This window comes from Allosphingosinicella sp. (genome assembly GCF_036387615.1).
Lineage (GTDB): Bacteria > Pseudomonadota > Alphaproteobacteria > Sphingomonadales > Sphingomonadaceae > Allosphingosinicella.
The window spans coordinates 1-22,950 of record NZ_DASVTH010000033.1 but is presented as its reverse complement, the minus strand read 5'-3'; the positions used below and the strand labels follow the sequence as shown (position 1 = coordinate 22,950).

Sequence of the window (22,950 nt, the reverse complement as noted above, 5' to 3'; positions counted from 1 at the left end):
TGTGAGCCGGCTAATTGTCATCTCGAACCGCGTCGCCGCGCCCAAGCCGGAAGGCGAGGGCGGGGCGCAGGGCGGCCTCGCCGTGGCCCTGTCTGCCGCGCTCAGGGAGTATCGCGGCCTCTGGTTCGGCTGGTCGGGGAACGTAACCGACCAGTTCACCGGCCAGATCAACTTCCAGCGCCATGAGGGCGTGACCTCTGCCACTATTGACCTCGAACCGCAGGACATCGACGAATATTATAACGGATACGCCAACCGCACTTTGTGGCCGCTCTTCCACTACCGCATCGATCTTGCCGAATATGATCGCAGCTTCGCCGGCGGCTATGAGCGGGTCAACGAGCGCTTTGCCGAGACCGTCGCGCCGCTGATCGAGCCGGACGACCTCGTCTGGATCCACGACTATCATCTGATCCCGCTCGCCGCACAGCTTCGCGAGCGCGGCCTCCCCAACCGCATGGGCTTCTTCCTCCACATCCCGTTCCCGCCGTCGCGGCTCTTGGTGTCGCTGCCCTTCCACGAAGGGCTGGTGCTCTCGATGCTGGCCTATGACGTGATCGGCTTCCAGACCGAGGAGTGGCTGGAATCCTTCCGCCACTATGTCGAACGCGAGCTTGGCGGCCGTTGCGATCCGGACGGTACCGTTCATGTCGGCGATCGCTCGGTCCATGCCGCCGCCTACCCGATCGGCATCGACTATCAGGAATTCAGCGAAGCCGCGAACAGCGAAGGCGCGCGCGCTGCGTTCGATCGGCTGCGGGCGAGCGCCACGGGGCGGCACACCATCATCGGCGTCGACCGTCTGGATTACTCCAAGGGGCTGGAAGAGCGCTTTCTCGGCTATCGCCGTTTCCTGGAGGAGCATGAGGAGTGCCAGAGCAAGGTCTTCCTGCTTCAGATCGCGCCGCCAAGCCGGGGCGAGGTCGATACCTACGAGATCATCCGAACCGATCTTGATGAGCTGAGCGGCCGCATCAACGGCGAGTTCGCCAGCGTCGACTGGGTGCCGATCCGCTACGTCAACCAGGGTTATGGCCGCGAGGACCTGGCCGGCTTTTACCGCGCGTCCGAAATCGCACTGGTGACCCCCCTGCGCGACGGCATGAATCTGGTCGCCAAGGAATATGTCGCGGCGCAGGATCCGGAAAATCCGGGCGTGCTCATCCTGTCCCGCTTCGCCGGCGCAGCGTTGCAGCTCAAGGACGCGCTGTTGGTCAATCCCTACTCGAAGGAGGAGATCAGCGACGCCATCCACCGCGCGCTGCAGATGCCGCTGGAGGAGCGCGTGCGGCGATGGCAGGCGATGCACGAATGCGTCCGCGACCAGGACGTGGTATGGTGGCGGCGCAGCTTCGTGGAGGCGCTGCAGGGGAATGCGGCGGATGGGAATTGATGGCACCGGAGCGCCGGCCGCTCGTTGTGCGGGTCCGATGATGGCAAAGAACTCGTTTCGAACAGCGCTGACTGCCCTGCTGCTCGCCTTCACGCCGGTCGCGATCGCCGCGCCGCCGGAGCCGATCGAAGTCCGTGCCGAAAAGCTCAAGGCCGGCGGCCATATCTGGCAGCCGGAGCTGGCCACCGAAGGTCCGGTCGAAATCGTGATCGGCCTGGCCGAACAGCGCGCCTACGTCTTCCGCGGCGGCGCCCTGATCGGCGCGGCGTCCGTGTCGAGCGGCGTCAAGGGCCGCGAGTCCCCGATCGGCCGGTTCCAGATCCTGGAGAAGAAGCGCTTCCACCGTTCAAACCGCTATTCCAACGCGCCGATGCCGTGGATGCAGCGCCTGAACTGGTACGGGATCGCGCTCCATGCCGGGGAGGTCACCGGTCGCCCCGCCTCCCACGGCTGCTTTCGCCTGCCGGCCACCTTTGCCCAGAAGCTGTTCGGCGTAACCGAGCTTGGCGGCTTCGTGTTCGTGACGGAGGACCGCATCGCCACCGCCGAGGCCGCGCTTAAGCTGGCCCGCCTCAACGCCAATGCGCCTTATGGACCTGCGCGGACCTTCGAAAGTGCGCCAGGCAGACGCAAGCCAGCGGAAGCGGCACTGCCCACGCCCTAGACGAACGGGAGCTCAGGCCCTTATGGCGGGGCGATGCTGCCGGAACTTTTCTGTCCGGCCCAGGAGCAATGAATGAAGCCTCTCAAAGACACATTCCAGGACCGCGTCGGTCGCGCCGCCGAGGCGAAGCAGAAGGCCCTGGATAAGCTCAAGGCCAAGCCCGAGATCGACCCTCAGGTCGCCGCCGAACGCCAGGCGGCCAGGCTCGCCAAGGAAGCCAAGCAGGCCGAAGCGCGCGCGGCCAAACAGGCCGAACGCGAGCGGCTGGCCGTCGAGAAGGAAGCCGCCGCCAAGGCCAAGGAAGACGCGGCGCAGGCCAAGGAAGCAGCCAAGGTGGTGCCGCCCACGCAAGCCGAACTGAAGGCGGCCCGCGACGCGAAGTACGCGGCGCGCAAGGGCCGGAAGTCCTGAGCCGAGCTTTAGCGCGTTAGTCGACAAGTTCGACCGCCATAGCCGTCGCCTCACCGCCACCAATACACAGCGTCGCAAGCCCGCGCTTCTGCCCATGGGTGTCCAGCGCGCTGAGCAAGGTCGCGAGTATCCGAGCCCCGCTCGCCCCAATCGGATGACCGAGCGCGGTCGCCCCGCCGTGGACGTTGAGCGCCTCGCGGGAAATGCCGAGGTCGCGCATTGCGATCATAGCGACGCAGGCGAAGGCCTCGTTGACCTCCCATAAGTCGACGTCGCCGACCTGCCAGCCGGCTTTCTCGAGCGCCTTGCGCACGGCGGGAACGGGGGCGGTGGTGAATTTGCTCGGCTCGGCGGCGTGGGCGGCATGGGAGACGATGCGGGCGACCGGCTTGACCCCAAGCCGATCGGCGACGCTCTGGCGGGTCAGCACCAGCGCCGCGGCGCCGTCCGAAATGGACGAGGCATTGGCGGCGGTGATCGTGCCGTCCTTGGCGAAGGCCGGCCTAAGGCCTGGGATCTTTTCCGGATTCGCTTTGCCGGGCTGCTCGTCGCAGGTGACCACTTCCTCGCCCTTGCGGGTCTTGACCGTCACGGACGTGGTCTCGCGGTCGAAGGCGCCGCTGCGGATCGCCTCGGTGGCGCGGCGGAGGGACTCGATCGCATATTCATCCTGGTGGCCGCGGGTAAACTGGTACTCGCGCGCGCTATCCTCGGCGAATGTGCCCATTGCGCGGCCGCGATCATACGCGTCCTCGAGACCGTCTAGCATCATATGGTCATAGACGGTGTCGTGGCCGATCCGAGCGCCCGCGCGGTGCTTCATCATGAGGTATGGCGAGTTCGACATCGACTCCATTCCGCCCGCGACGATCAGATCGGCGGAGCCGGCCGCGATCATGTCATGCGCGAACATCGCGGCCTGCATGCCCGAGCCGCAGACCTTGTTAATGGTGGTCGCCTCGACCGAACGCGGGAGGCCGGCGCCGAGAGCCGCCTGGCGCGCAGGCGCTTGCCCTAGGCCGGCCGGGAGCACGCAGCCCATGAAGATCTTGTCGACATGATCGCCCGTGATCCCCGCCCGCTCGACCGCAGCCCGAACCGCGGCGGCACCGAGTTCTGTCGCGGGCGTGCCGGCTAGCTGCCCCTGGAACGCGCCCATCGGCGTGCGGGCGTAGGAGAGGATGACGATTGGGTCGTGCGCGGCGGTGGCCATGGAAGTCTCCGAACGGTGCGGGCTTAGCTTCAACGGAAATAGAGGCTTCGCTCGCCTTGTTCAAATCGCAACCCCTCTGCTAGGGCCGCCGCGCAACAGGAGGACACATGGTCGATATCGGGCTGGACTTCGCGCTCGGCGAGATGGCGGACGCGATCCGGGAGACCACCGCCCGGTTCGCCGCCGACCGGATCGCGCCGCTCGCCCCCCGCATCGACGAGGAGGACTGGTTCCCGATCGAGCTGTGGCCGGAAATGGGCGCGCTCGGCCTGCACGGCATCACCGTCGCTGAGGAGGATGGAGGGCTTGGCCTCGGCTATCTCGAACATGTCGTCGCGCAGGAGGAAGTCGCGCGGGCCTCGGCCTCGGTGGGCTTGAGCTACGGCGCGCATTCCAACCTCTGCATCAACCAGATTCGCCGCTGGGCCAACCCGGAGCAGAAGGCGAAGTATCTCCCCAAGCTGATCTCCGGCGAGCATGTCGGATCGCTCGCCATGTCCGAGGCAGGGGCGGGCTCCGACGTCGTGTCGATGAAGCTCAAGGCGGACAAGGTTCAGGGCGGCTATGTCCTGAACGGCACCAAATTCTGGATCACAAACGCGCCTTATGCCGACACGTTGGTCGTCTACGCCAAGACCGGCGACGGCTCGAAAGGCATCACCACCTTCCTCATCGAGAAAGGGATGCCGGGCTTCTCGATCGGCCAGAAGATCCCGAAGATGGGGATGCGCGGGTCTCCCACCGCCGAGCTCGTCTTCAACGATTGCGAAGTGCCCGAAGAGAATGTGATGGGCCCCGTCAATGGCGGCGTCGGCGTGCTGATGAGTGGGCTGGATTACGAGCGCACCGTGCTCGCCGGCATCCAGCTCGGCATTATGCAGGCGTGCCTGGATTGGGTGCTGCCCTATATTCGCGACCGCAAGCAGTTCGGCAAGCCGATCGGCGCGTTCCAGCTGATGCAGGCCAAGATCGCGGACATGTACGTCGCGCTGAATTCTTCGCGAGCTTACGTCTACACCGTCGCCAAGAATTGCGACGCCGGCAAGACGACGCGTTTCGACGCCGCCGGTGCGATCCTGCTGGCAAGCGAGAATGCGGTGAAGGTCAGCCTGGAGGCGATCCAGGCGCTGGGCGGGGCAGGCTATACCAAGGATTGGCCGGTCGAACGCTTCATGCGCGATGCAAAGCTGCTCGACATCGGCGCCGGCACCAACGAGATCCGGCGCATGCTGATCGGCCGGGAACTGATCGGCGCATGAGCAGCTCCGAGCTCATCGAATGGTATGCTACGATAAGCGGCATCGTCGCCGCGATCATGCTCGCCGGGGATTTCGGGCGAAAGGTGACGGGCTTCGGCTTCATCCTGTTCTGCACGATGAACATCGCCTGGATCCTGTTCGCGCAGACTCAGCCGGACGGCGGTGGCCTAACCTGGCAGAACGGCATCCTGTTCTTCGTCAACCTGCTCGGCGTGTACCAGTATCTGCTCAGCGCCAAGAACCGCCGCAGGATGGAGGTGGTCGAGAAAGCCGTTGAGAAGTTCGAAGCCAAGGAAGCCAAGGCGGAAGGCGCCGCGTGACGCAGCTGACCAGCAAGATCGACGAGGGATCAGAGGCTTACCGCAAGTTCGCCGCGCACAATCGCGGGCTGGTCGAGGAGCTTCGCGCCAAGGTCGCCGCCGCGGCGCTGGGCGGCCCGGAGAAGCATCGCGAGCGCCATGTTGGCCGCGGCAAGCTGCTCCCGCGCGACCGGGTAACGCGGCTGCTCGATCCCGGCTCCCCGTTTCTTGAGGTCGGCCAGCTTGCCGCCAACGGAATGTACGGCGACGAAGCACCCGGCGCCGGAGTGATCGCCGGCATCGGCCGCGTCTCCGGGCGCGAGACCATGATCGTCGCCAACGATCCGACGGTGAAGGGCGGCGCCTACTTCCCGCTCACCGTGAAGAAGCACCTGCGCGCGCAGGAAATCGCGATGCAGAACCGGCTGCCTTGCGTTTACCTGGTGGACTCAGGCGGCGCCAACCTCCCGCACCAGGCCGAGGTCTTCCCGGATCGCGATCATTTCGGCCGCATCTTCTACAATCAGGCGCAGATGTCTTCGCAAGGCATCGCCCAGATCGCCTGCGTAATGGGCAGCTGCACCGCCGGCGGCGCCTACGTCCCGGCGATGAGCGACGAGACGGTGATCGTGCGCAACCAGGGCACGATATTCCTCGGCGGCCCGCCGCTGGTGAAAGCGGCGACCGGCGAGGTCATCAGCGCCGAGGATCTCGGCGGCGGCGATCTGCATGCGCGCAAGTCGGGCGTGGTCGATCACCTGGCCGACAATGACGAGCATGCGCTCTCGATCGTGCGCAGCATCGTCGCGCGGCTGAACACGACCAAGCCGATTGACATCGACCTAGCCGATCCGGTCCCGCCGAGGCACGATCCCGACGAGCTATACGGCATCATCCCCGACGACGTCCGCACCCCGTACGATGTGCGCGAGGTGATCGCCCGCATCGTCGACGGCTCCGAGCTGCACGAATTCAAGCAGCTCTACGGCACGACTTTGGTCTGCGGCTTCGCGCGTATCTGGGGCATGCCGGTCGCGATCCTGGCCAATAACGGCATCCTGTTCAGCGAAAGCGCGCTGAAAGGCGCCCATTTCGTCGAGCTCGCCTGCCAGCGCCGCACGCCCTTGCTGTTCCTGCAGAACATCTCCGGCTTCATGGTCGGCGGCAAATATGAAGCGGGCGGCATCGCCAAGGACGGCGCCAAGCTCGTCACCGCCGTCGCGACCGCGCAGGTGCCCAAGATTACCGTCCTGATCGGCGGCAGCTTCGGCGCCGGCAATTACGGCATGAACGGCCGCGCCTACGGCCCGCGCTTTCTGTTCACCTGGCCCAACAGCCGGATCAGCGTGATGGGCGGCGAGCAGGCGGCGAGTGTGCTCGCGACGGTGCACAAGGATGCGGAGAGCTGGACGCCACAAGAAGCGGAGGCGTTCAAGGCGCCGATCCGCCAGCGTTACGAAGACGAGGGCAATCCTTACTACGCCACCGCGCGCCTGTGGGACGACGGCATCATCGACCCGGCCCAGACCCGGGATGTCCTGGGCCTCGCCTTCGCGGCGACGCTGAACGCGCCGATCCCGGAGCGGGCGCAGTTCGGTTTGTTCAGGATGTGATCGATGCGGCTTGAGATGGAGAACGGCGCCAGTCATGATGTGACGACCGAGGCGGACGTTCGTAGCAGTCTCGCCAAGTTGAATGGTGAGACAAATACTTTCGCGATTTTGACATCGGGTGGTGAGAATTACGTTCAAGCGGCGGTTCAGAAGGCTGGCTTCCTAGTCGAGAGAAGAAGCGGCAGTTTCGAAAGCCATCGAAGCGCTCGCGTCCGAGGCAGTGATGCCCTTACTCAAGAGATCGTTGCGGAGATCTTTTCTGCATACCTCATGGGCAGGCCTATGCCGGCCGAGGTTGAGTGGAGAAAAGTGGAATTGCCGGCTCCCGATTCAATCCAAGCTGCCACACATTCAGCACGAGGGTATCTTCTGCTCGCCTTGCCCTTTGTTCTGCTCGCAGCGATCCTCGTCTGGAGATATTACCCTCGATGATCCGCTCGCTCCTCATCGCCAATCGCGGCGAGATCGCGGTTCGGATCATCCGCACCGCGCGCCGCCTCGGGGTTCGCACCGTTGCGGTCTACTCCGACGCGGACGCCAAGGCGCTGCATGTCCGCCAAGCGGATGAGGCGGTGCATATCGGGCCTTCGCCGGCGCGGGAAAGCTACCTAGTCGGCGAGAAGATCATCGGGGCAGCCAAGTCCACGGGCGCGGAGGCGATCCATCCCGGTTATGGCTTCCTCTCCGAAAATGCCGACTTCGCGCAGGCGGTGATCGACGCGGGGCTGATCTGGGTCGGGCCGAACCCGTCCTCGATCCGGGCGATGGGCCTCAAGGACGCGGCCAAGAAGCTGATGGATGCGGCGGGGGTGCCGACCACGCCCGGCTATCTCGGCGAGGATCAGGCGCCGGAGCGGCTGCAGGCCGAGGCGGACGCGATCGGCTATCCGGTGCTGATCAAGGCGGTCGCGGGCGGCGGCGGGAAGGGAATGCGGCGGGTCAACGCCTCTGCCGAGTTCGCCGACATGCTGCTCTCCTGCAAGCGCGAGGCGGCCGCCTCGTTCGGCGACGATCGCGTGCTCATCGAGAAATACATCCTCTCGCCGCGCCACATCGAGGTGCAGGTGTTCGGCGACACGCACGGCAACGTGGTCCACCTGTTCGAGCGCGATTGCTCGCTCCAGCGTCGCCACCAGAAGGTGATCGAGGAAGCGCCCGCGCCTGGCATGGACGAGGCGACGCGCGCGGCGGTGTGCGGCGCGGCGGTCAAGGCGGCGCGGGCGGTCGACTATGTCGGCGCGGGCACGATCGAGTTCATCGCCGATGCGTCCGAGGGCCTGCGCGCCGACTGCATCTGGTTTATGGAAATGAACACGCGGCTCCAGGTCGAGCATCCGGTGACGGAGGAGATCACCAACCAGGATTTGGTGGAGTGGCAGCTGCGCGTAGCCAGCGGGGAGACGCTGCCGAAGCGGCAGGACGAACTCAGCATCAGCGGCTGGGCGATCGAAGCTCGTCTCTATGCGGAGGATCCGGCCAACGGATTTCTGCCGTCGACGGGAAGGCTCGATCATTTCGTCCTTGAAGCACCCAAAGACGGCTTCGCTCGCGCTGCCCGCATCGACGCGGGTGTTCAGGAAGGTGGCAGCGTCAGCCATTATTATGATCCGATGATCGCCAAGATCATCGGGCGAGGCGAAGACCGATCGTCGGCGTCGATCTCGTTGGTGGAGGCGCTTGATGGCGTCCAGGTGTGGCCGGTCAAAACCAACGCCTATTTTCTGAGCGAAGCGGTCTGCCACCCGTCCTTCATTGCCGCCGAGATCGACACCGGCTTCATCGCCCGGCACCTCGACCAGCTCATCCTTCCCGCACAGGCGGGGGACGACATCTGGAACGCAGCCGCGGCGGCGATGCGTTCGCTCGATTTCGGAAAACCGGGCGAGAATGGTCCGTGGCGGGAGCTTGAGGGCTTTCGAGCCAATGCGGCCCCCGATCCTTCCGTCGCGCTTCAACACCGGGAAGAGACCCGCCTCGCCGGAGTGGAATATCCCAGCGCCTGCGCTGATCATGCCGCCATCGGGCAAGAGCTGGTGATCTTCTACGAAGGGCGCGCCTTCGCCTTTCGCTCTCCCGGTTCGGCCGGCGGCGCTGGCGGCGGCGCCGCTTCGGACGGAACCATGATCTCGCCCATGCCGGGCCGGGTGATCGCGGTCGAGGTGCGGCAGGGCGACAGGGTAGCGAAGGGGCAAAGGCTGCTGACGCTGGAGGCGATGAAGATGGAGCATAGCCTCGCCGCGCCATTCGACGGGATCGTGGCGGAGCTGCACGCGAGCGAAGGCGCGCAGGTGACGGAAGGGACGGTGCTGGCGCGGGTGGAGAAGGGGGAGTGAGCGGGATTGCGCTTCTCCCTTCCCCCCGTGCGGGGGAAGGTGGCCCGCAGGGTCGGATAGGGGGTGCGCTCCGAAGGAGCGCGCGCTCGCAACCGCGAGCGCTGACCCCCCACCCAGCTTCGACTAGGCAGCAAGCTGCCAAGTCTGCGCAACCCTCCCCCGCAAGGGGGGAGGGGTAAGGTGCCCGGCCGCTACTTCGACGAATGGACCGTCGGCGACAAGCTTGCCCACCAGCCGCATCGCACTGTAACGGAGACCGACAATCTCCTCACCTCCACGCTCACCCATAACCCTCAGCCGCTTCACCTCGATGCCGAATATGCGAGTGCGACCGAGTTTGGGCGGATCGTCGTCAACGGCACCTTCACCTTCGCATTGATGGTCGGATTGTCCGTCGGCGACACGACGCTCGGCACGCTGGTCGCGAACCTCGGCTACGACAAGGTGCGCATGCCAAAGCCCGTCTTCATTGGAGACACGCTCCGCGCCGAAACCGAGGTGATCGCGCTCAAGGAGTCGCGCTCGCGCCCGGGCGCCGGCATCGTCACCTTTGAACATCGCATGCTCAACCAGCGTGGCGAACTGGTTTGCGTATGCGAACGGACGGCCCTGATGCAGCGGCGGCGACCGGCGTGAGGCTGCGCTCGCTCCTGTTCGTCCCCGGCGATCGCCCGGACCGGATGGAAAAGGCGCTCGGATCCGGTGCGGACGCGTTGATCCTGGATCTCGAAGACGCGGTTGCGCCCGCAGCGAAGCCGGAGGCGCGGCGGCACGTGGCGACGTTCGTGGCGGCGCATCCGGAGGCGAACCTCTGGGTGAGGGTCAATCCGCTCGACGGCGGCGAGACGGATCGGGACCTGGACGCCGTCATCGGCGCGCATCCCAAGGGGCTCGTGCTACCCAAGGCCGAAGGCGGCGCTTCGGTGGGTGAACTGGCTCGGCGCCTCACCGAGCGGGGGAATGCAACCGCGCAGATCCTGGCGATCGCAACGGAGACTCCGGCCGCGATGTTCCAGCTCGGCACCTATGGCGGAGCCAAGCGCCTGTTGGGCCTCACTTGGGGCGCGGAGGACCTGCCCGCCGCGATCGGCGCCGCGACCTCGCGCGAACCTGACGGGCGCTTCACCCCGCCATATGAGCTCGCCCGCTCGCTGTGCCTGTTTGGCGCGGCGGCGGCGGGGGTGGCGCCGATCGAGACGGTTTATCCCGCGTTCCGCGATCTGGATGGGCTTGCGGCCTACGCAGCCCGCGCCCGCCGCGACGGCTTCACCGGGATGATGGCGATCCACCCCGCTCAGATCGATGTGATCAACGCCGCTTTCAGCCCGAGCGAAACCGAGCTTGCCCATGCCTGCGCGGTCGTTGCGGCGTTCGACGCGAACCCGGGAGCCGGTGCGCTGTCTCTGGACGGCAGGATGATCGATCGGCCGCATCTTGTTCAGGCAAGGCGGGTGCTGGCTTCCGCAGCGCCCGGATAACCCTGCTCAACTGGGTCCGAGGGGACAATATTACAGAATTGTTGCAATCGTGTCATAAAAGCGTAACACTCCTCTCATGCCCGGGTCCGGTGGTGGGAGAAGTTTCATGCGTGTTTCAGCTGTTTTCATCTTGGCGGCAGCAACTCTCTCCGCGTGCGCGACGGCGCCCAAGGCGCAGCTCGTCGAAAACGGATATGAACGCGGCGCGCTTGGAGTCGCGGCGATCGCGCGCGGCGACTGGCAGGCCGCGGAAGAGTCGATCGAGAAGAGCCGCGTCGCACAGAGCGATCCGGCGCGACTGATCAACCTTGGGAAGGTGTATATGGAGACGGATCGGCCTGGCATGGCTTTGTCCGCCTGGCGGCTTGCGCTCGCTTCACCGAACCACTTCATGGTGGAGACGGCGGACGGGCAATGGGTTTCCACCAAAACTGTCGCAGAACGCGCGCTCGCCAAGCATGAAGGGGCAGTGCGCAGCGCCACCCGCTGAGCCTGCGTTCCGGACTCGCTTTGTTGGTTCACTCCCCGCAATGACGGGTGGTGGCGCAAGCGTTCATCGAGTTCATGTCTGCGGGAGCGGCGGGCGAGCTCGTCCGCGGCGGCCTTGGCATTGTGCTCGGTCTCCTGGTCGGATCGTTTCTCGCCACCGTCCTGCTGCGTTGGCCTGAAGGCCGGTCGGCACTTCGAGGCCGCTCGGCATGCGACGGGTGCGGTCGCCAGCTCACGCCAGCCGAGCTGGTTCCGACCGTCTCATGGGCGGTGCTGAACGGGCGATGCCGAACATGCGGCACCCGCATTGCCCCGGAACATCTCATCGTGGAGCTTGCCGCGGCGCTGATCGGGGCGGTCGCGCTGCTCGCGCACTCCGGGCTGGCCGGAGGAATTGCGGCGCTGTTCGGCTGGTGGCTGCTGCTGGTCGCCGCGCTGGACGCGAAACACCATTGGTTACCGGATCGCCTGACGCTGCCACTGATCCCCGCCGGCCTCGCCGTCGCCGTCGCTGGCATCGGGGCCGATTGGCAGGAGCGGGCGGTCGGGGCGGCGGTGGGATTTTTCGTATTGGCCGGGGTCGCGCTCGGCTATCGACTGCTTCGCAGGCGGGAAGGAATGGGCGGTGGCGATCCCAAGCTGCTGGCCGGGATTGGCGCCTGGCTTGGCTGGCAACAGCTTCCGTTCGTGCTCCTCGGCGCCGGGCTGCTCGGGCTTGCGGCGGTGCTGCTGAAGCGGCTGCGCGGTGGGGAGGTCAAGGCGACGGACCGGCTTGCGCTCGGCGCCCTGATGGCGCTCGCCGCCTGGCCGCTCTGGCTGCTGTCCGTCGCCGTCACACAACTGACATGAAGCGATCCTAGCGCGGGCGACATGAACGCGCCGGCAGTCAGGACCGTCATCTTGCGCGACAGGCTTGCCGCGTTCACGCCTCGCGAGCGCCTCTTCCTCCTGGTCGGCGGGCTGGTGCTGACTTCGTTCCTGGTCTGGCTCTTCTTCCTGCGCGGCGGCGGGGAAGATGATCCGGTCTTACTGGCCGACGCTCCGCCGCCGCCAGCCGCGATCGCCCCGCCGCCCGTGCAGCCCATCTCGGTTACGCCGCCCCCGCCGCTTCCGGTGGTCACCGCACCCGCAGCCGCGGGCGGTTCGGGCGCGGGCTTGAGCTTGCAAGGCGTGTCCGGAGGCGGACCGAGCGGCGGCGCGGCCTTGATACAATACCAGGCCGGAACGCAACGCCTCATCCGGGTCGGGCGGGAGATCGCGCCGGGGATGATGCTGAAGAGCGTCGGCCCGACCTATGCGATCGCAAGCTCGGGCGGAGGCGAAGTGCGACTCGACCTGAACCGTCCAGGAGCGACCCCGGTCTCCACCGCGTCCACCTCGCTTCCCACCGCCGCTCCACCCGCGGCGATCGCCGAGCGGGCCGAGACCATGGACCTGCGCCTTGGCCTGGAACCGGTAAGAACAGGCGGCAGAACCAGCGGCTACGTGGTCAGGCCCGGTGCGGGCCTGGCGCGACTCGGACAGGCGGGGCTGCAGGCGGGCGACGTCATCGCCCGCGTCAATGGCAGCGAGCTCGATGAGGAACGGCTTCTCGAACTCTCCTCGCAAATGTCGAGCTCGCAGCGGATGGACCTGGATGTGATCCGCGGCGGGCGGAAGCTGAAGCTGTCCTTCGTTCCGCAACAGCTCAGGTAAGCATTGTGACAGTCCGGTTTCAGTTCCGAGACTCTTTCGCGTAGTAGCGCCAAGGCAACATCCACGCGGCTTCGGTCGTCTGTAACAATAGCATCACAGAACGTCCCTAGCTGACGACATCGACAAGGGACTCGCAGGAAGTGCGGGGCCTTGATCGTCACGCCTGTCCTTCTCCCAAAGGGGTCATCGATGTCGACACTGCGCATGCTTTTTCTCGCCAGCACTTTGATTCCGCTCGCCGCCTGCGGGGCCGACGACATCGCCTCGCCGGGCGAGGGGGTGATCGTGGTTCCGGCTCCGGCGCCGAGCGCGCCCGCACCGACGCCGACTCCCCCCCCACCAACGGGCGGACCGTTCACCGGCCAGACTCCGGCCGGTATGGTGGATCGCGGCGTGATCGGGAACCGGCGCGTGTTCGAGCTGCCGGCGCGCTTCACCCAGGATACGACGATCCAGAACCTGCCCGGCGCGGTTTACCAGATCGCAGGACCCGTCAATGTCGGCACGGATGTCGGCGGCGATGGCGCGGCGGCGGGCGGCCAGTCGGTCACGCTCACCATCCAGCCCGGCACGGTGTTCGTGGCCACCGACGGCACCAGCTACCTGGCCGTCAATCGCGGCTCGCGCCTGAACGCGGTCGGGTCGGCCAGCCAGCCGATCATCTTCACCGCCGACGACCAGCTCGCCGGGACGGTGACCGACTCGAGCCAGGGCCTGTGGGGCGGGATCATCCTGCTTGGCCGCGCGCCGATCTCCGACTGCAACGCGCAGGTGCCGGGCGGATCGGTCCAGTGCCAGCAGGTGATCGAGGGCACGACCGCATCGCTCTATGGCGGCAATCAGCCGAACGATAATTCGGGCAGCCTGCGCTTCGTCCAAATCCGCTATTCGGGCGTGGTGATCGCGCCCGGCAACGAGCTGCAGGGCCTCTCCATGGGCGGCGTCGGCCAGCTCACCACGATCGACCACGTCCAGGTCCACAACAGCTCCGACGACGGCATCGAGATTTTCGGCGGCCGCGTGAACACGAAGTATCTCGCCATCACCGGGCCGGACGACGACGCGTTCGATACGGACCTCGGCTATCGCGGAACCACCCAGTTCATGATCGCAGTCCAGCGCGACCAGAATAACGGCGATTCGATGATCGAGGCCGATTCGAACGGCAACGAGGATGCGCTTCCGCGGCAATATACGCGCGTTTCGAACGCCACTCTGGTGCAACGCTCGACCGTTCAGGGCGGCAACGCGATCCTGCTGCGCGGCGGCACGGATTATGCGCTGATCAACAGCATCGTCACCGGCCCCTCCGCCTGCATCGACATCGACGAGACCGGCGGCACCACGACGCGCGCCGCCGACGCCAACCTGCAGGACCTTGGCCCGCCGATCTTCCGCTCGGTCGTACTTGCCTGTCCCACCGCCTTCCGCAGCGACAACAATGTCACTCCCGAAGCGATCGCGACCATCTTCGGATCCGGCAGCAACAACAACAACTCCGCCTTCACGATCTCGCTCACCAGCGTGTTCGTGAACGGCGCCAACGAGACGGCGGTCACCGCGACCGATCCGACCACGTTCAACGCGGATCAGTTCGCCGGCACGGGCCAGCCCAACACGGCCGCCCCGAACCGGCTCGAAGCGGTCAACTTCATCGGCGCGGTCCGCAACGCGCAGGACACCAACTTCTCCGGCTGGACCTGCAATGCAGCTTACGTGAACTTCGGCAGCCAGAGCGGCAGCTGCACCGCGCTGCCCGCCACCTCCTGATCCTCCTGCGAACGGGGCGGCGCTCGACCGGCGCCGCCCACGCGACAAGCCCCCGGGGGACCTAATGACCAGACACATCTCGTTCGGCAGCCTGCTGCTCCTGAGTTCGGCCCTCGTGGCGCCGGCCGCTCTTGCCCAGTCGGGAGCGACGCAAGGGGCGGGCAGCAACACCACGCCTGCCCAGACCGCTACTCCGGACCAGCCGACCGCCGATCAGGCGGATGATCCGCAGGAAGAGATTCAGGTCTCGGCTCCCGGAGCCGATGCTGGCGACAGCGACCAGGAGATTGTCGTCGTCGGGCGCAACATCCCGAACGCGATCCGGTCGACCCCGGAGGTGATTTCGGTTCTCTCCGCCGAGGATATCGCCCGCACCGGCGAAGGCGACGTCGCCGGCGCACTGCAGCGCGTGACCGGCCTCAGCGTCGTCGGCAACGGCTTCGTGTTCGTGCGCGGTCTTGGGGATCGTTACTCGTCGGCCCTGCTCAACGGCTCGCCCTTGCCGAGCCCTGAGCCGCTCCGCCGCGTGGTCCCCCTCGACATCTTCCCGACCAGCGTGATCGCCAGCGCGGTCGTGCAGAAGAGCTATTCGGTCAACTATCCCGGCGAGTTCGGCGGCGGCGTCATCAACCTCACCTCCGTCTCCATCCCGCGCGAGCCCTTCTTCAGCTTCGGCGTCTCGGGCCAGGTCGACACCGACACGACCGGGCGGCTGGGCTACACCTATTTCGGCAGCGACCTGGATTTCCTTGGCTTCGACGACGGCACCCGCGACTTTCCGAGCGGCCTGCGTGACGCGGTCACGAGCGGGACGTTCGCTCAGACCACGGCCGCCCAGCGCCGCGATTTCGCCGCCTCGCTGCGTAATTCCGAGACCACGATCGTCCAGCGCAACGGCGATATCCCGGCCAACTTCTCGGCCGACGTCAGCGGCGGCTACACCTGGGAAATCGGTGGCGGACGTGTCGGCGTGATCGCTGCTGCCGGCTACAGCAGCAACTGGCGCACGCGCGACGCGATCCAGCAGACCTCGCTCGACCCGGAGCTTGCCGGTACGCCGCAGACCAGCTTCAACACGGTGATCACCGACAATCGCGTGGTGGTGAACGGGCTGCTCGGCCTCGGCGTCGAGTTCGGCGATCACGAGATCCGCTGGACCAACCTGTACATCCGCGACACCCTGAAGCAGGCGCGGCTCGCCTCCGGCTTCAATCGCAGCGTCCAGGATCAGGACCCGAATCTGCCGCCTTCGGTGATCGAGCAGAACACCTATTTCTTCGAACGGCAGCTGATCGACACGCAGCTGGTCGGCGAGTTCAAGTTCGACGATCTCAGCATCGATCTTCGCGGCACTTACGCCAAGTCGGAGCGCGAATCCCCTTACGAGCGGGATCTCAGCTACACTTATCTGGGCGACGGCAACCCCAGCACCAAGACCAGCTCGGATGTCGACGATTACATCAACAACCTGTCCTCGATCGGCCAGTCCGCCAACGTCGCGTTCAACGATCTGAGCGAGAACGTCTATGCCGGCGGCATTGACTTCGCCTACCGGTTCCAGGGCGCTTTCCCGACCACGATCTCCGCCGGCTATGCCTACAACAAGACGGATCGGACCTCGTCGCGTTACCAATTCCAGTACTTCCGCCCGGAAGGCGCGCTGCCGATCAGCGTGGCGCAGGAACGGCCCGACTTCCTCCTCTCCGATTTCAACGTCTACACTTACAATATCCAGCTGCGCGACGTCTCCGGTGCCGAGGGCGCGGCGGCTTATGAAGCCGACCTTCGCGTCCACGCGGGCTACGCCCAGGCCGAGATCGACTTCGGCGAGACCGGGCTGCGCGGCCAGTTCGGTGTGCGCTACGAGGACGGGGTGCAAAGGGTGCAGCCGATCGGCGCGGGCACCAGTGCGAGCTTGATCGAGAACGACTACTTCGTGCCGGCCGCGACCCTGACCTGGAATTTCGCGGAGAACATGCAGCTTCGCGCCCACGCGTCCAAGACGATCGCGCGGCCGCAATTCCGTGAACTCGCGCCGCAGATCTTCCAGGATTTCGAGTCCGACCGCGAGTTCACCGGCAATCCGTTCCTGCAGGATAGCGAGCTCTTCAACGCCGAAGCGCGCTACGAATGGTATTTCGCGCGCGGCCAGCGCTTCTCCTTGTCCGGCTTTTACAAGAAGATCGACAAGCCGATCGAGGCCGCGGCCTTCTTCGCCGGCGGCGGCCAGCTGCGCACCGGCTTTGCGAACGCGCCTTCGGCCAATCTCTATGGCGCCGAGGTCGAGCTGCAATACTATCTGCCGCTGGAGGGGCTTGGCGACTCCTTCGGCACGCGGCGCCTGCTGCTGATCGGCAATTACACCTATACGAAGTCCGAGCTGAAGGTGGACGATTCGGCGATCGTCGGGCCGAACCTTCAGCCGCTGCCCGCCAACCTGCTGTTCCAGGACGGCGCTCCGCTGACCGGCCAGTCCGACCATCTCGCCAATCTCCAGATCGGCATCGAGGATACCGACCGGATCAGCCAGGCGACGATCCTGATCACCTATGCCAGCGAGCGCGTCACCAACCGCGGACCAATCCAGGGTTCGGCGCGCCAGCCGGACATCATCGAGAAGCCAGGCTTCCGGCTCGACTTCGTCGCGCGCGAGGCGGTCGAGCTGTTCGGCGCCAACGCCGAAATCCGCTTCGAAGCGCGCAACCTGCTCCGCCAGGATTACGAAGAGTTCCAGAAGTTCGAAGACCGCCGGATCGACATCAACCGCTACGATCTGGGCGCAACGTTCAGCCTGGGAATCTCATTCAACCTGTAAGACTCACCAGCCCCAGGGCTTCTCGCGGAACCACTTGGTGACGACATATTTGGTGCCCGCCCGCACCTTCATGCCGTGATGGAGGGTGTTGACGTTCGGGCGGCCATCGGCACGCAAATTGTTCCAGGCGAGCAGCTTGCCGGTTTCGGGCTGGATGGTCTTGCCGATCGTCTTGAAGCGGGTCGCCCCTCCGGCTTCGGGCTCGTTGAGGTAGATCATCACCGTCCAGGTGCGCTGGCCGGCGACGCGGGTCATCGCGGCATAATCCAGCCCGCCCGTCTCGAAATAGTCGGTATGCGGCTTGAACTCCTGCCCGACGGCGTAGCGTTGGCCCTGGATCGGCTCGCCGTGAGCTGGATCGAGCCCGGTGAGCTCGGCGATCCTGGCGTTGAGAGCCACAACTTCAGGCGCGTCGACGCTGAGGTCGCAGGTCTCGCTGGTGCGGAAGGTGGGGTCGCCCATGTCGTCGGCGATCGTGGAAGGGCGGCGCTGACGGTCGATCATGGCGATGATCGGCGCGCACTCGTCGGGCGTGAGGAAGCCGCGGCGGATGAAGAGATCGAGCTTGGGGCTCGGCACCTTCTGCACTGCGGGCCGGGAGGCGAGGAGTTCGGCGGTCTGCATGGCGCAAGTCTACTAGCCTGTGCGCGACCAAGCCAAGCTCCGCCGGTACGGTTGGCGATCAAGAGGCCGGATGACTCTCCGATGCAAAGGCTCTAGGTTGCACCCGACAGGGGAGCTTAACCAGTCACGCCGTTGTAACATTTCGGTTCTTTGTGACAGACGGGGTCTTGGGCCGAGCGGGGTGGGAGTATCGGATGAGATTAGCCTTGGACCCGCGGGCGCGCCGCCTGCTGCGGCGATTGCCTCGGACCACAATTTTCTCCGTGCTGGAGCTGATCCTGCTTTCGCTGCTCGCGATGCAATGCGCCCGGCTGGTGTGGACGCTGGTGACGCCGCTCGGCCCGGTGGGGGACTGGAAGACCGAAGCGGCGCTGCGGCCTGCGCAGCCGAGCGCTTCCGCGTTGCTCGGCAGCTTCGATCCCTTCTTCCGCGCGGGCGCCAGCACCGCCGCAGCCCCTGCAGTCGTGACCTCGCTCAATCTCAAGCTGTTTGGAGTGCGTGAAGATCGCGCTTCCGGCCGGGGCTCGGCCATAATCGGCGTCGGCGAGGGCCAGCAGCGCAGCTTCCTGGTCGGCGAGGAGATCATGCCGGGGGTGACCTTGACAGCCGTCAGCTTCGACAGCGTCACCGTGTCGCGCGCAGGCGCGACTGAGCAGCTGTTCCTGGATCAGTCGCCGCCGGCCACGACGGTTGGCCCCGGTGTGACAACGCCGCTCGGCACGCCCATGTCGACCAGCACGACGATTTCGCCGCCGCCGCCCTTGCCGGTCGTGGTTGCTCCGCCCCCGCCGCCGCCCGCCCTGTCAACGACAAGCTCGCCGAACCCGCCTCCGAACGGTGGGGAAACCCTGCGCGCGGCTGGAATGCAGCCGGGCGACATCATTACGCGGGTGAGTGGGCAGCCGGTCCGTTCGCAGCAAGAGGCCAGATCAATGCTAGAACTCGGCGCGCAGTTGAAGGGCGTCGATACCATCGTCGAAGTGGAGCGCGGCGGACGCACCGTTCCGATTCGATTGAGGACGCCGCAGTGAAGCGCTTGTTTGTTGCTCTGGCACTGGCAGCCGCGGCAGCACCGCTGACGCCGGCTGTTTCGCAATATGTGCTGAACCTGCGCGAGGCCGATATCCGCGCGTTCATCGAGGATGCGGCGCGGGTAACGGGCCGCACCTTCATCATCGACCAGGGGGTGCAGGGCAGGGTGTCCGTGGTCACCCAGCGGCCGCTGTCGCGCTCAGAATATTTCGAGGTGTTCCTTTCCACTTTGCGGGCCAACGGCCTGGTCGCAGTGCCGGCGCCAGGTGGCGCGTTGCGCATCCAGCCGGTCGCGACCGCGGCGACCTCCGGCGGCCGCGTGAACCGGCGCGCGGCGTCCCCAAGCAGCTTCGTCACCGAGATCATTCGCCTGCGCAACATCGACGCGTCACAAGCGATCGAGGCGGTGCGGCCGCTCGTCAGTCGCGAGGGCTCCGTGACCGGCAGCCGCAACTCCATCGTCGTCGCCGATTTCGCGGACAATGTCGCGCGGGTGCGGCAGATCATCTCCAGTATCGATCGCGACACCGCAGCCACCGACGTGGTCGAGCTGCGGAACGCCGGCGCGCGCGAAATCGCGGAGGCGCTGAATGCGCTCGGCCAGAGCGGGGCGCAAAATGGCCGGGGCGGCGTCTCGGTGGTGCCGGTCGACAGCGCCAATTCTATCGCCCTGCGCGGCGACGCGGCGACGGTGGCGCGGCTGGCGCAGGTTGCCCGCGATCTGGATCGGAGGGCTGCGAACGGGACCGAGCTTCGCGTCATCTTCCTCGAACATGCCGATGCCGAGCAGCTGCTGCCGGTGTTGCAGCAATTGCTGGGACAGACACCGACGCCGGTCAGCAACCAGACGCGGCAGCTGACCCGAAGCTCGACCAGCACCAACGCACGGAGCACTTTCGGCGGCGGCAATACCAGCACGGGAACCATCACACCCACTAACGCGCCCGTCGCCGGGAGCGGGGGCGGGGCGACCGGGCAGAGCATCTTCGGCACGAAGCCCGCCATCGTGACCCGGTTCGAGGGCGCGAACGCGATCGTGATCGCTGCGCCCGCCGACGTGCAGCGCCAGTTGGGCGAGGTCATCCGCCAGCTCGACACGCGTCGCCCGCAGGTGCTGGTCGAGGCGATCATCGTCGAGATATCGGACACGGCCGCCAAGCAGCTCGGTGTGCAGCTGCTGCTGGCAGGAACGGGCGGGAGCGCAGTTCCGTTTGCGCTGACCAACTACTCGAACGCGTCGCCCAACATCGCAACCATTGCCGGCGCGATCGCGGCCGAGGAGCTGCGGACCAACACCACCACGGTGAACGGTCAGGTCGTCACCACCACCAACAGCTCGCCCATTGCCGACGCGCTGCAGGAAGCGGCCGCGCAGGAGATATTGGGCGCGCGGACCGGTCTGCTTGGGGTCGGCTTTCGCGCCGGCAACGCGATCCTCGGCGCGATTGTCAACGCGGTTCAGTCGGACAACAAGTCGAACCTTCTGGCGACGCCCTCCGTCACAGTGATCGACAATCAGCCGGCGCGCTTCCTGGCCGGGCAGGAAGTCCCGGTCACGTCCGGCGAAGCGCTCGGGGACAATTTCGAGAACACGTTCCGCACCGTCCAGCGCCAGAATGTCGGCATCAGTCTGGAGGTCGTGCCTCAGATCAACGCCGGTGACACGGTGAAGCTGGAAATCCGCCAGGAGGTGAGCTCGGTCGCGGGCACGGTCGGCGGGCGCAATTCCGCCGATCTCATCTTGAACAAGCGCGAGATCGAGACCTCGATCGTGGTCGACAATGGCGACATCATCGGCATTGGCGGCCTGCTCAACGACAATGAGCGGCGCACGATCGAGAAGATCCCCTTCCTTGGGGACCTTCCTGCGATAGGCAATCTGTTCCGCTCCAAGGGTCGGTCGCGCGAGAAGACCAACCTGATGGTGTTCATTCGCCCGACGATATTGCGAACGGCGGCGGACGCGCGGGCGATGAGCAGCCGCCGCTACGGCTATATCCGCGACCGGCAATATCTGCAGAACCCGAACGAGGAGCCGAGCCTGGACGAACTCGTCCGCGAGTATATGGGCGCGACCCCGCCAGGGCCGCCTTCCAGCGTCAGGTTCCCCGGCGACCAGGTGATCGCGCCAGTTCCGTCGGCCGTGCCCGGGACCAAGCCGTGACGGACATGCGGGGTGCGCCGGTCGAGACAGCAGCCTCGCCGCTGGTCAACATCCCGTACGGCTTCGCCAAGCGCTTCGGCGTAGCCTTGCTCGGCGAAGAGGATGGACGGCTCCAGGTCGCGATGCGCGAGGGCGGCGATCCGCGCGCCTTGATCGAGGTGCGGCGCTTCCTCGCGCGCTCGTTCGAGATCCAATATTCGCCGCCCGAGCGGTTCGATCGCATCCTCTCCGAACGCTATGCGCTCGACGGCCAGGCGGCGGCCGACGCGGCGGGCTCGCTTGGCCTCGGCGACGAGCTGATGAGCCTCGCCGCCGACCTGCCGACCGCCGACGACCTGCTCGACAGCGCCGACGACGCGCCCGCCATCCGCCTCATCAACGGCATCATCGCCGATGCCGCCCGGCAGGGCAGCTCCGACATCCACATCGAGCCTTATGAGACGGGCCTCGTCATCCGCATGCGCCTCGATGGCGTGTTGCGCGAGACGTTGCGCATGCCGCCGCACGTCGCGCCCGTGGTAGTCTCGCGCATCAAGGTGATGGCCCGGCTCGACATCGCGGAGCGGCGCGTGCCGCAGGACGGGCGCATTGGCCTGACGCTCGGCGGCAAGCTGCTCGACGTACGCGTCTCTACCCTGCCGAGCCGGGCGGGCGAGCGGGTCGTGCTGCGTATCCTCGACAAGGAGAATGCCGGCCTCGACCTCGATCATCTCGGGATGCCGCCGGCGATCGAGGCCACCTACCGCGCCGCGCTGGCGGAACCGAATGGGATCGTGCTGGTCACGGGTCCAACAGGCTCGGGAAAGACAACTTCGCTGTACGCGGGATTGCGCGTCCTGAACGACAGCACGCGCAACATCCTGACGGTGGAGGACCCGGTCGAATATGCGGTCGATGGTGTCGGCCAGACCCAGGTCAACGACAAGGTCGGGCTGAGTTTCGCCACGGGCCTGCGCGCGATCCTGCGCCAGGATCCGGACGTGGTCATGGTCGGCGAGATCCGCGACCGCGAGACCGCCGACATCGCCGTCCAGGCCTCGCTGACCGGCCACCTCGTCCTTTCCACCGTGCACACCAACGATGCTGTCGGCGCGATCACGCGGCTGCGCGACATGAAGATCGAGCCCTTCCTGCTCGCCTCCACGGTTCGCGCGGTGATCGCGCAGCGGCTGGTGCGCCGGCTTTGCCCGACCTGCCGGCAGCCGGTGGAACTAACGGGCTCGGCCGCGGACCTGCTCGGGATCCAGAGCGGCGCCATCATCTACGAGGCGAGAGGCTGTGCCGAGTGCAAGGGCAGCGGCTATCGCGGCCGGATCGGTGCGTTCGAAGCGGTGCGGATCGACGACACGATCCGCCGCCTGATCAACGCGGGCGGCGACGAAGCCGCGATCGCGGCGCACGCCTTTCGCTCCTCGCCCAATCTCGGCGAGGCGGCCCGGGACCTGGTGCGCGAAGGAGTGACGACCGCCGAGGAAGCCATCAGAATCTCCCGCCGCGAAACCGAGAATGTCTGACTTCGACTATCTGGCGCTGGATACGGCCGGTCGCGAACGGCGCGGATCCGTGCGCGCGCCCAGCATCGAGGATGCCCGCGCAACGCTCAGCGCCCGCAAGCTCTACGTCGTGCGCGTCGAGCGCGCGACCGGCGCGGCCGCCGCGCCGCTCATGTCGGGCGGCGCGCTGTTTCGAAAGAAGCTC

20 protein-coding genes and 1 pseudogene are annotated in these 22,950 nt (G+C 66.3%); 19 read left to right on the top strand and 2 right to left on the bottom strand.

The window, feature by feature from the left end; translation table 11 throughout:
* Position 1 precedes the first annotated feature (1 nt).
* The 3 genes from otsA (at position 2) to VF631_RS06550 (ending at position 2,468) form a co-directional block, all read left to right on the top strand.
* Positions 2–1,393: an alpha,alpha-trehalose-phosphate synthase (UDP-forming) gene (gene otsA / locus VF631_RS06560; protein WP_431849477.1), complete on the top strand. Its 1,392-nt coding sequence runs from the start codon at positions 2–4 to the stop codon at positions 1,391–1,393.
* Between the two features lie 37 nt (positions 1,394–1,430).
* Positions 1,431–2,057, top strand: a complete 627-nt coding sequence (locus VF631_RS06555; protein WP_431849476.1) for a L,D-transpeptidase family protein — start codon at positions 1,431–1,433, stop codon at positions 2,055–2,057.
* Between the two features lie 72 nt (positions 2,058–2,129).
* The gene (locus tag VF631_RS06550; protein ID WP_431849475.1) at positions 2,130–2,468 is read left to right on the top strand and encodes a DUF6481 family protein; all 339 of its coding nucleotides are present in this window, start codon (positions 2,130–2,132) and stop codon (positions 2,466–2,468) included.
* Between the two features lie 16 nt (positions 2,469–2,484).
* Here VF631_RS06550 and VF631_RS06545 read toward each other — a convergent pair whose 3' ends face one another.
* Positions 2,485–3,681, bottom strand: a complete 1,197-nt coding sequence (locus VF631_RS06545) for an acetyl-CoA C-acyltransferase (protein WP_431849474.1) — start codon at positions 3,679–3,681, stop codon at positions 2,485–2,487.
* Between the two features lie 107 nt (positions 3,682–3,788).
* On the opposite strand from VF631_RS06545, the gene VF631_RS06540 reads away from it, so the two are divergent.
* From VF631_RS06540 to VF631_RS06485, 12 genes are all read left to right on the top strand, one after another.
* Positions 3,789–4,940: an isovaleryl-CoA dehydrogenase gene (locus VF631_RS06540; protein WP_431849473.1), complete on the top strand. Its 1,152-nt coding sequence runs from the start codon at positions 3,789–3,791 to the stop codon at positions 4,938–4,940.
* Positions 4,937–5,260, top strand: coding sequence for a hypothetical protein (locus VF631_RS06535; protein WP_431849472.1), 324 nt, complete (start codon positions 4,937–4,939; stop codon positions 5,258–5,260). The genes VF631_RS06540 and VF631_RS06535 overlap by 4 nt, the downstream gene beginning before the upstream one ends.
* On the top strand, positions 5,257–6,852 hold the full coding sequence (locus VF631_RS06530) for a carboxyl transferase domain-containing protein (protein ID WP_431849471.1): 1,596 nt from the start codon (positions 5,257–5,259) through the stop codon (positions 6,850–6,852). The genes VF631_RS06535 and VF631_RS06530 overlap by 4 nt, the downstream gene beginning before the upstream one ends.
* A gap of 3 nt (positions 6,853–6,855) precedes the next feature.
* The gene (locus VF631_RS06525) at positions 6,856–7,284 is read left to right on the top strand and encodes a hypothetical protein (protein WP_431849470.1); all 429 of its coding nucleotides are present in this window, start codon (positions 6,856–6,858) and stop codon (positions 7,282–7,284) included.
* The gene (locus VF631_RS06520) at positions 7,281–9,185 is read left to right on the top strand and encodes an acetyl/propionyl/methylcrotonyl-CoA carboxylase subunit alpha (protein WP_431849469.1); all 1,905 of its coding nucleotides are present in this window, start codon (positions 7,281–7,283) and stop codon (positions 9,183–9,185) included. Before VF631_RS06525 ends, VF631_RS06520 begins: the two co-directional genes overlap by 4 nt.
* Before the next feature lie 180 nt (positions 9,186–9,365).
* Entirely contained in the window at positions 9,366–9,821 is a 456-nt protein-coding gene (locus VF631_RS06515; protein WP_431849468.1) for a MaoC family dehydratase, read from the top strand.
* Positions 9,818–10,663, top strand: a complete 846-nt coding sequence (locus tag VF631_RS06510) for an HpcH/HpaI aldolase/citrate lyase family protein (protein ID WP_431849467.1) — start codon at positions 9,818–9,820, stop codon at positions 10,661–10,663. The genes VF631_RS06515 and VF631_RS06510 overlap by 4 nt, the downstream gene beginning before the upstream one ends.
* A 106-nt stretch (positions 10,664–10,769) precedes the next feature.
* Positions 10,770–11,153, top strand: a complete 384-nt coding sequence (locus tag VF631_RS06505) for a hypothetical protein (RefSeq protein ID WP_431849466.1) — start codon at positions 10,770–10,772, stop codon at positions 11,151–11,153.
* 50 nt (positions 11,154–11,203) lie between these two features.
* Entirely contained in the window at positions 11,204–12,001 is a 798-nt protein-coding gene (locus VF631_RS06500; RefSeq protein WP_431849465.1) for a prepilin peptidase, read from the top strand.
* A 21-nt stretch (positions 12,002–12,022) separates the two neighbouring features.
* On the top strand, positions 12,023–12,847 hold the full coding sequence (locus VF631_RS06495) for a hypothetical protein (RefSeq protein WP_431849464.1): 825 nt from the start codon (positions 12,023–12,025) through the stop codon (positions 12,845–12,847).
* 189 nt (positions 12,848–13,036) lie between these two features.
* Complete coding sequence (locus tag VF631_RS06490; protein ID WP_431849463.1) at positions 13,037–14,617, top strand: hypothetical protein; 1,581 nt, start codon at positions 13,037–13,039, stop codon at positions 14,615–14,617.
* 64 nt (positions 14,618–14,681) lie between these two features.
* Positions 14,682–17,432, top strand: a complete 2,751-nt coding sequence (locus VF631_RS06485) for a TonB-dependent receptor domain-containing protein (RefSeq protein WP_431849462.1) — start codon at positions 14,682–14,684, stop codon at positions 17,430–17,432.
* Positions 17,433–17,435: 3 nt separating this feature from the next.
* On the opposite strand, the gene VF631_RS06480 is transcribed toward VF631_RS06485, so the two are convergent.
* Complete coding sequence (locus VF631_RS06480) at positions 17,436–18,056, bottom strand: prolyl hydroxylase family protein (RefSeq protein ID WP_431849461.1); 621 nt, start codon at positions 18,054–18,056, stop codon at positions 17,436–17,438.
* A gap of 194 nt (positions 18,057–18,250) precedes the next feature.
* Between VF631_RS06480 and VF631_RS06475 the strand changes: the two genes are divergently transcribed.
* The 4 genes and pseudogenes from VF631_RS06475 to VF631_RS06460 all read left to right on the top strand — a co-directional run.
* Positions 18,251–19,087: a type II secretion system protein N gene (locus VF631_RS06475; protein ID WP_431849460.1), complete on the top strand. Its 837-nt coding sequence runs from the start codon at positions 18,251–18,253 to the stop codon at positions 19,085–19,087.
* Complete coding sequence (gene gspD / locus VF631_RS06470; RefSeq protein ID WP_431849459.1) at positions 19,084–21,252, top strand: type II secretion system secretin GspD; 2,169 nt, start codon at positions 19,084–19,086, stop codon at positions 21,250–21,252. The genes VF631_RS06475 and gspD overlap by 4 nt, the downstream gene beginning before the upstream one ends.
* Before the next feature lie 5 nt (positions 21,253–21,257).
* Positions 21,258–22,766, top strand: coding sequence for a type II secretion system ATPase GspE (gene gspE, locus VF631_RS06465; RefSeq protein WP_431849506.1), 1,509 nt, complete (start codon positions 21,258–21,260; stop codon positions 22,764–22,766).
* Positions 22,759–22,950: pseudogene (locus VF631_RS06460) on the top strand (type II secretion system protein GspF); the annotation flags it as partial. The gene gspE and the pseudogene VF631_RS06460, both read left to right, overlap by 8 nt.

Bases quoted from the DNA above. Each gene is read 5' to 3' on its own strand.
- VF631_RS06555 (WP_431849476.1), top strand. From the start codon at position 1,431: ATGATGGCAAAGAACTCGTTTCGAACAGCGCTGACTGCCCTGCTGCTC.
- VF631_RS06550 (WP_431849475.1), top strand. From the start codon at position 2,130: ATGAAGCCTCTCAAAGACACATTCCAGGACCGCGTCGGTCGCGCCGCC.
- VF631_RS06545 (WP_431849474.1), bottom strand. From the start codon at position 3,681: ATGGCCACCGCCGCGCACGACCCAATCGTCATCCTCTCCTACGCCCGC.
- VF631_RS06540 (WP_431849473.1), top strand. From the start codon at position 3,789: ATGGTCGATATCGGGCTGGACTTCGCGCTCGGCGAGATGGCGGACGCG.
- VF631_RS06535 (WP_431849472.1), top strand. From the start codon at position 4,937: ATGAGCAGCTCCGAGCTCATCGAATGGTATGCTACGATAAGCGGCATC.
- VF631_RS06525 (WP_431849470.1), top strand. From the start codon at position 6,856: ATGCGGCTTGAGATGGAGAACGGCGCCAGTCATGATGTGACGACCGAG.
- VF631_RS06520 (WP_431849469.1), top strand. From the start codon at position 7,281: ATGATCCGCTCGCTCCTCATCGCCAATCGCGGCGAGATCGCGGTTCGG.
- VF631_RS06505 (WP_431849466.1), top strand. From the start codon at position 10,770: ATGCGTGTTTCAGCTGTTTTCATCTTGGCGGCAGCAACTCTCTCCGCG.
- VF631_RS06495 (WP_431849464.1), top strand. From the start codon at position 12,023: ATGAACGCGCCGGCAGTCAGGACCGTCATCTTGCGCGACAGGCTTGCC.
- VF631_RS06490 (WP_431849463.1), top strand. From the start codon at position 13,037: ATGTCGACACTGCGCATGCTTTTTCTCGCCAGCACTTTGATTCCGCTC.
- VF631_RS06485 (WP_431849462.1), top strand. From the start codon at position 14,682: ATGACCAGACACATCTCGTTCGGCAGCCTGCTGCTCCTGAGTTCGGCC.
- VF631_RS06480 (WP_431849461.1), bottom strand. From the start codon at position 18,056: ATGCAGACCGCCGAACTCCTCGCCTCCCGGCCCGCAGTGCAGAAGGTG.
- VF631_RS06475 (WP_431849460.1), top strand. From the start codon at position 18,251: ATGAGATTAGCCTTGGACCCGCGGGCGCGCCGCCTGCTGCGGCGATTG.
- gspE (WP_431849506.1), top strand. From the start codon at position 21,258: ATGCGGGGTGCGCCGGTCGAGACAGCAGCCTCGCCGCTGGTCAACATC.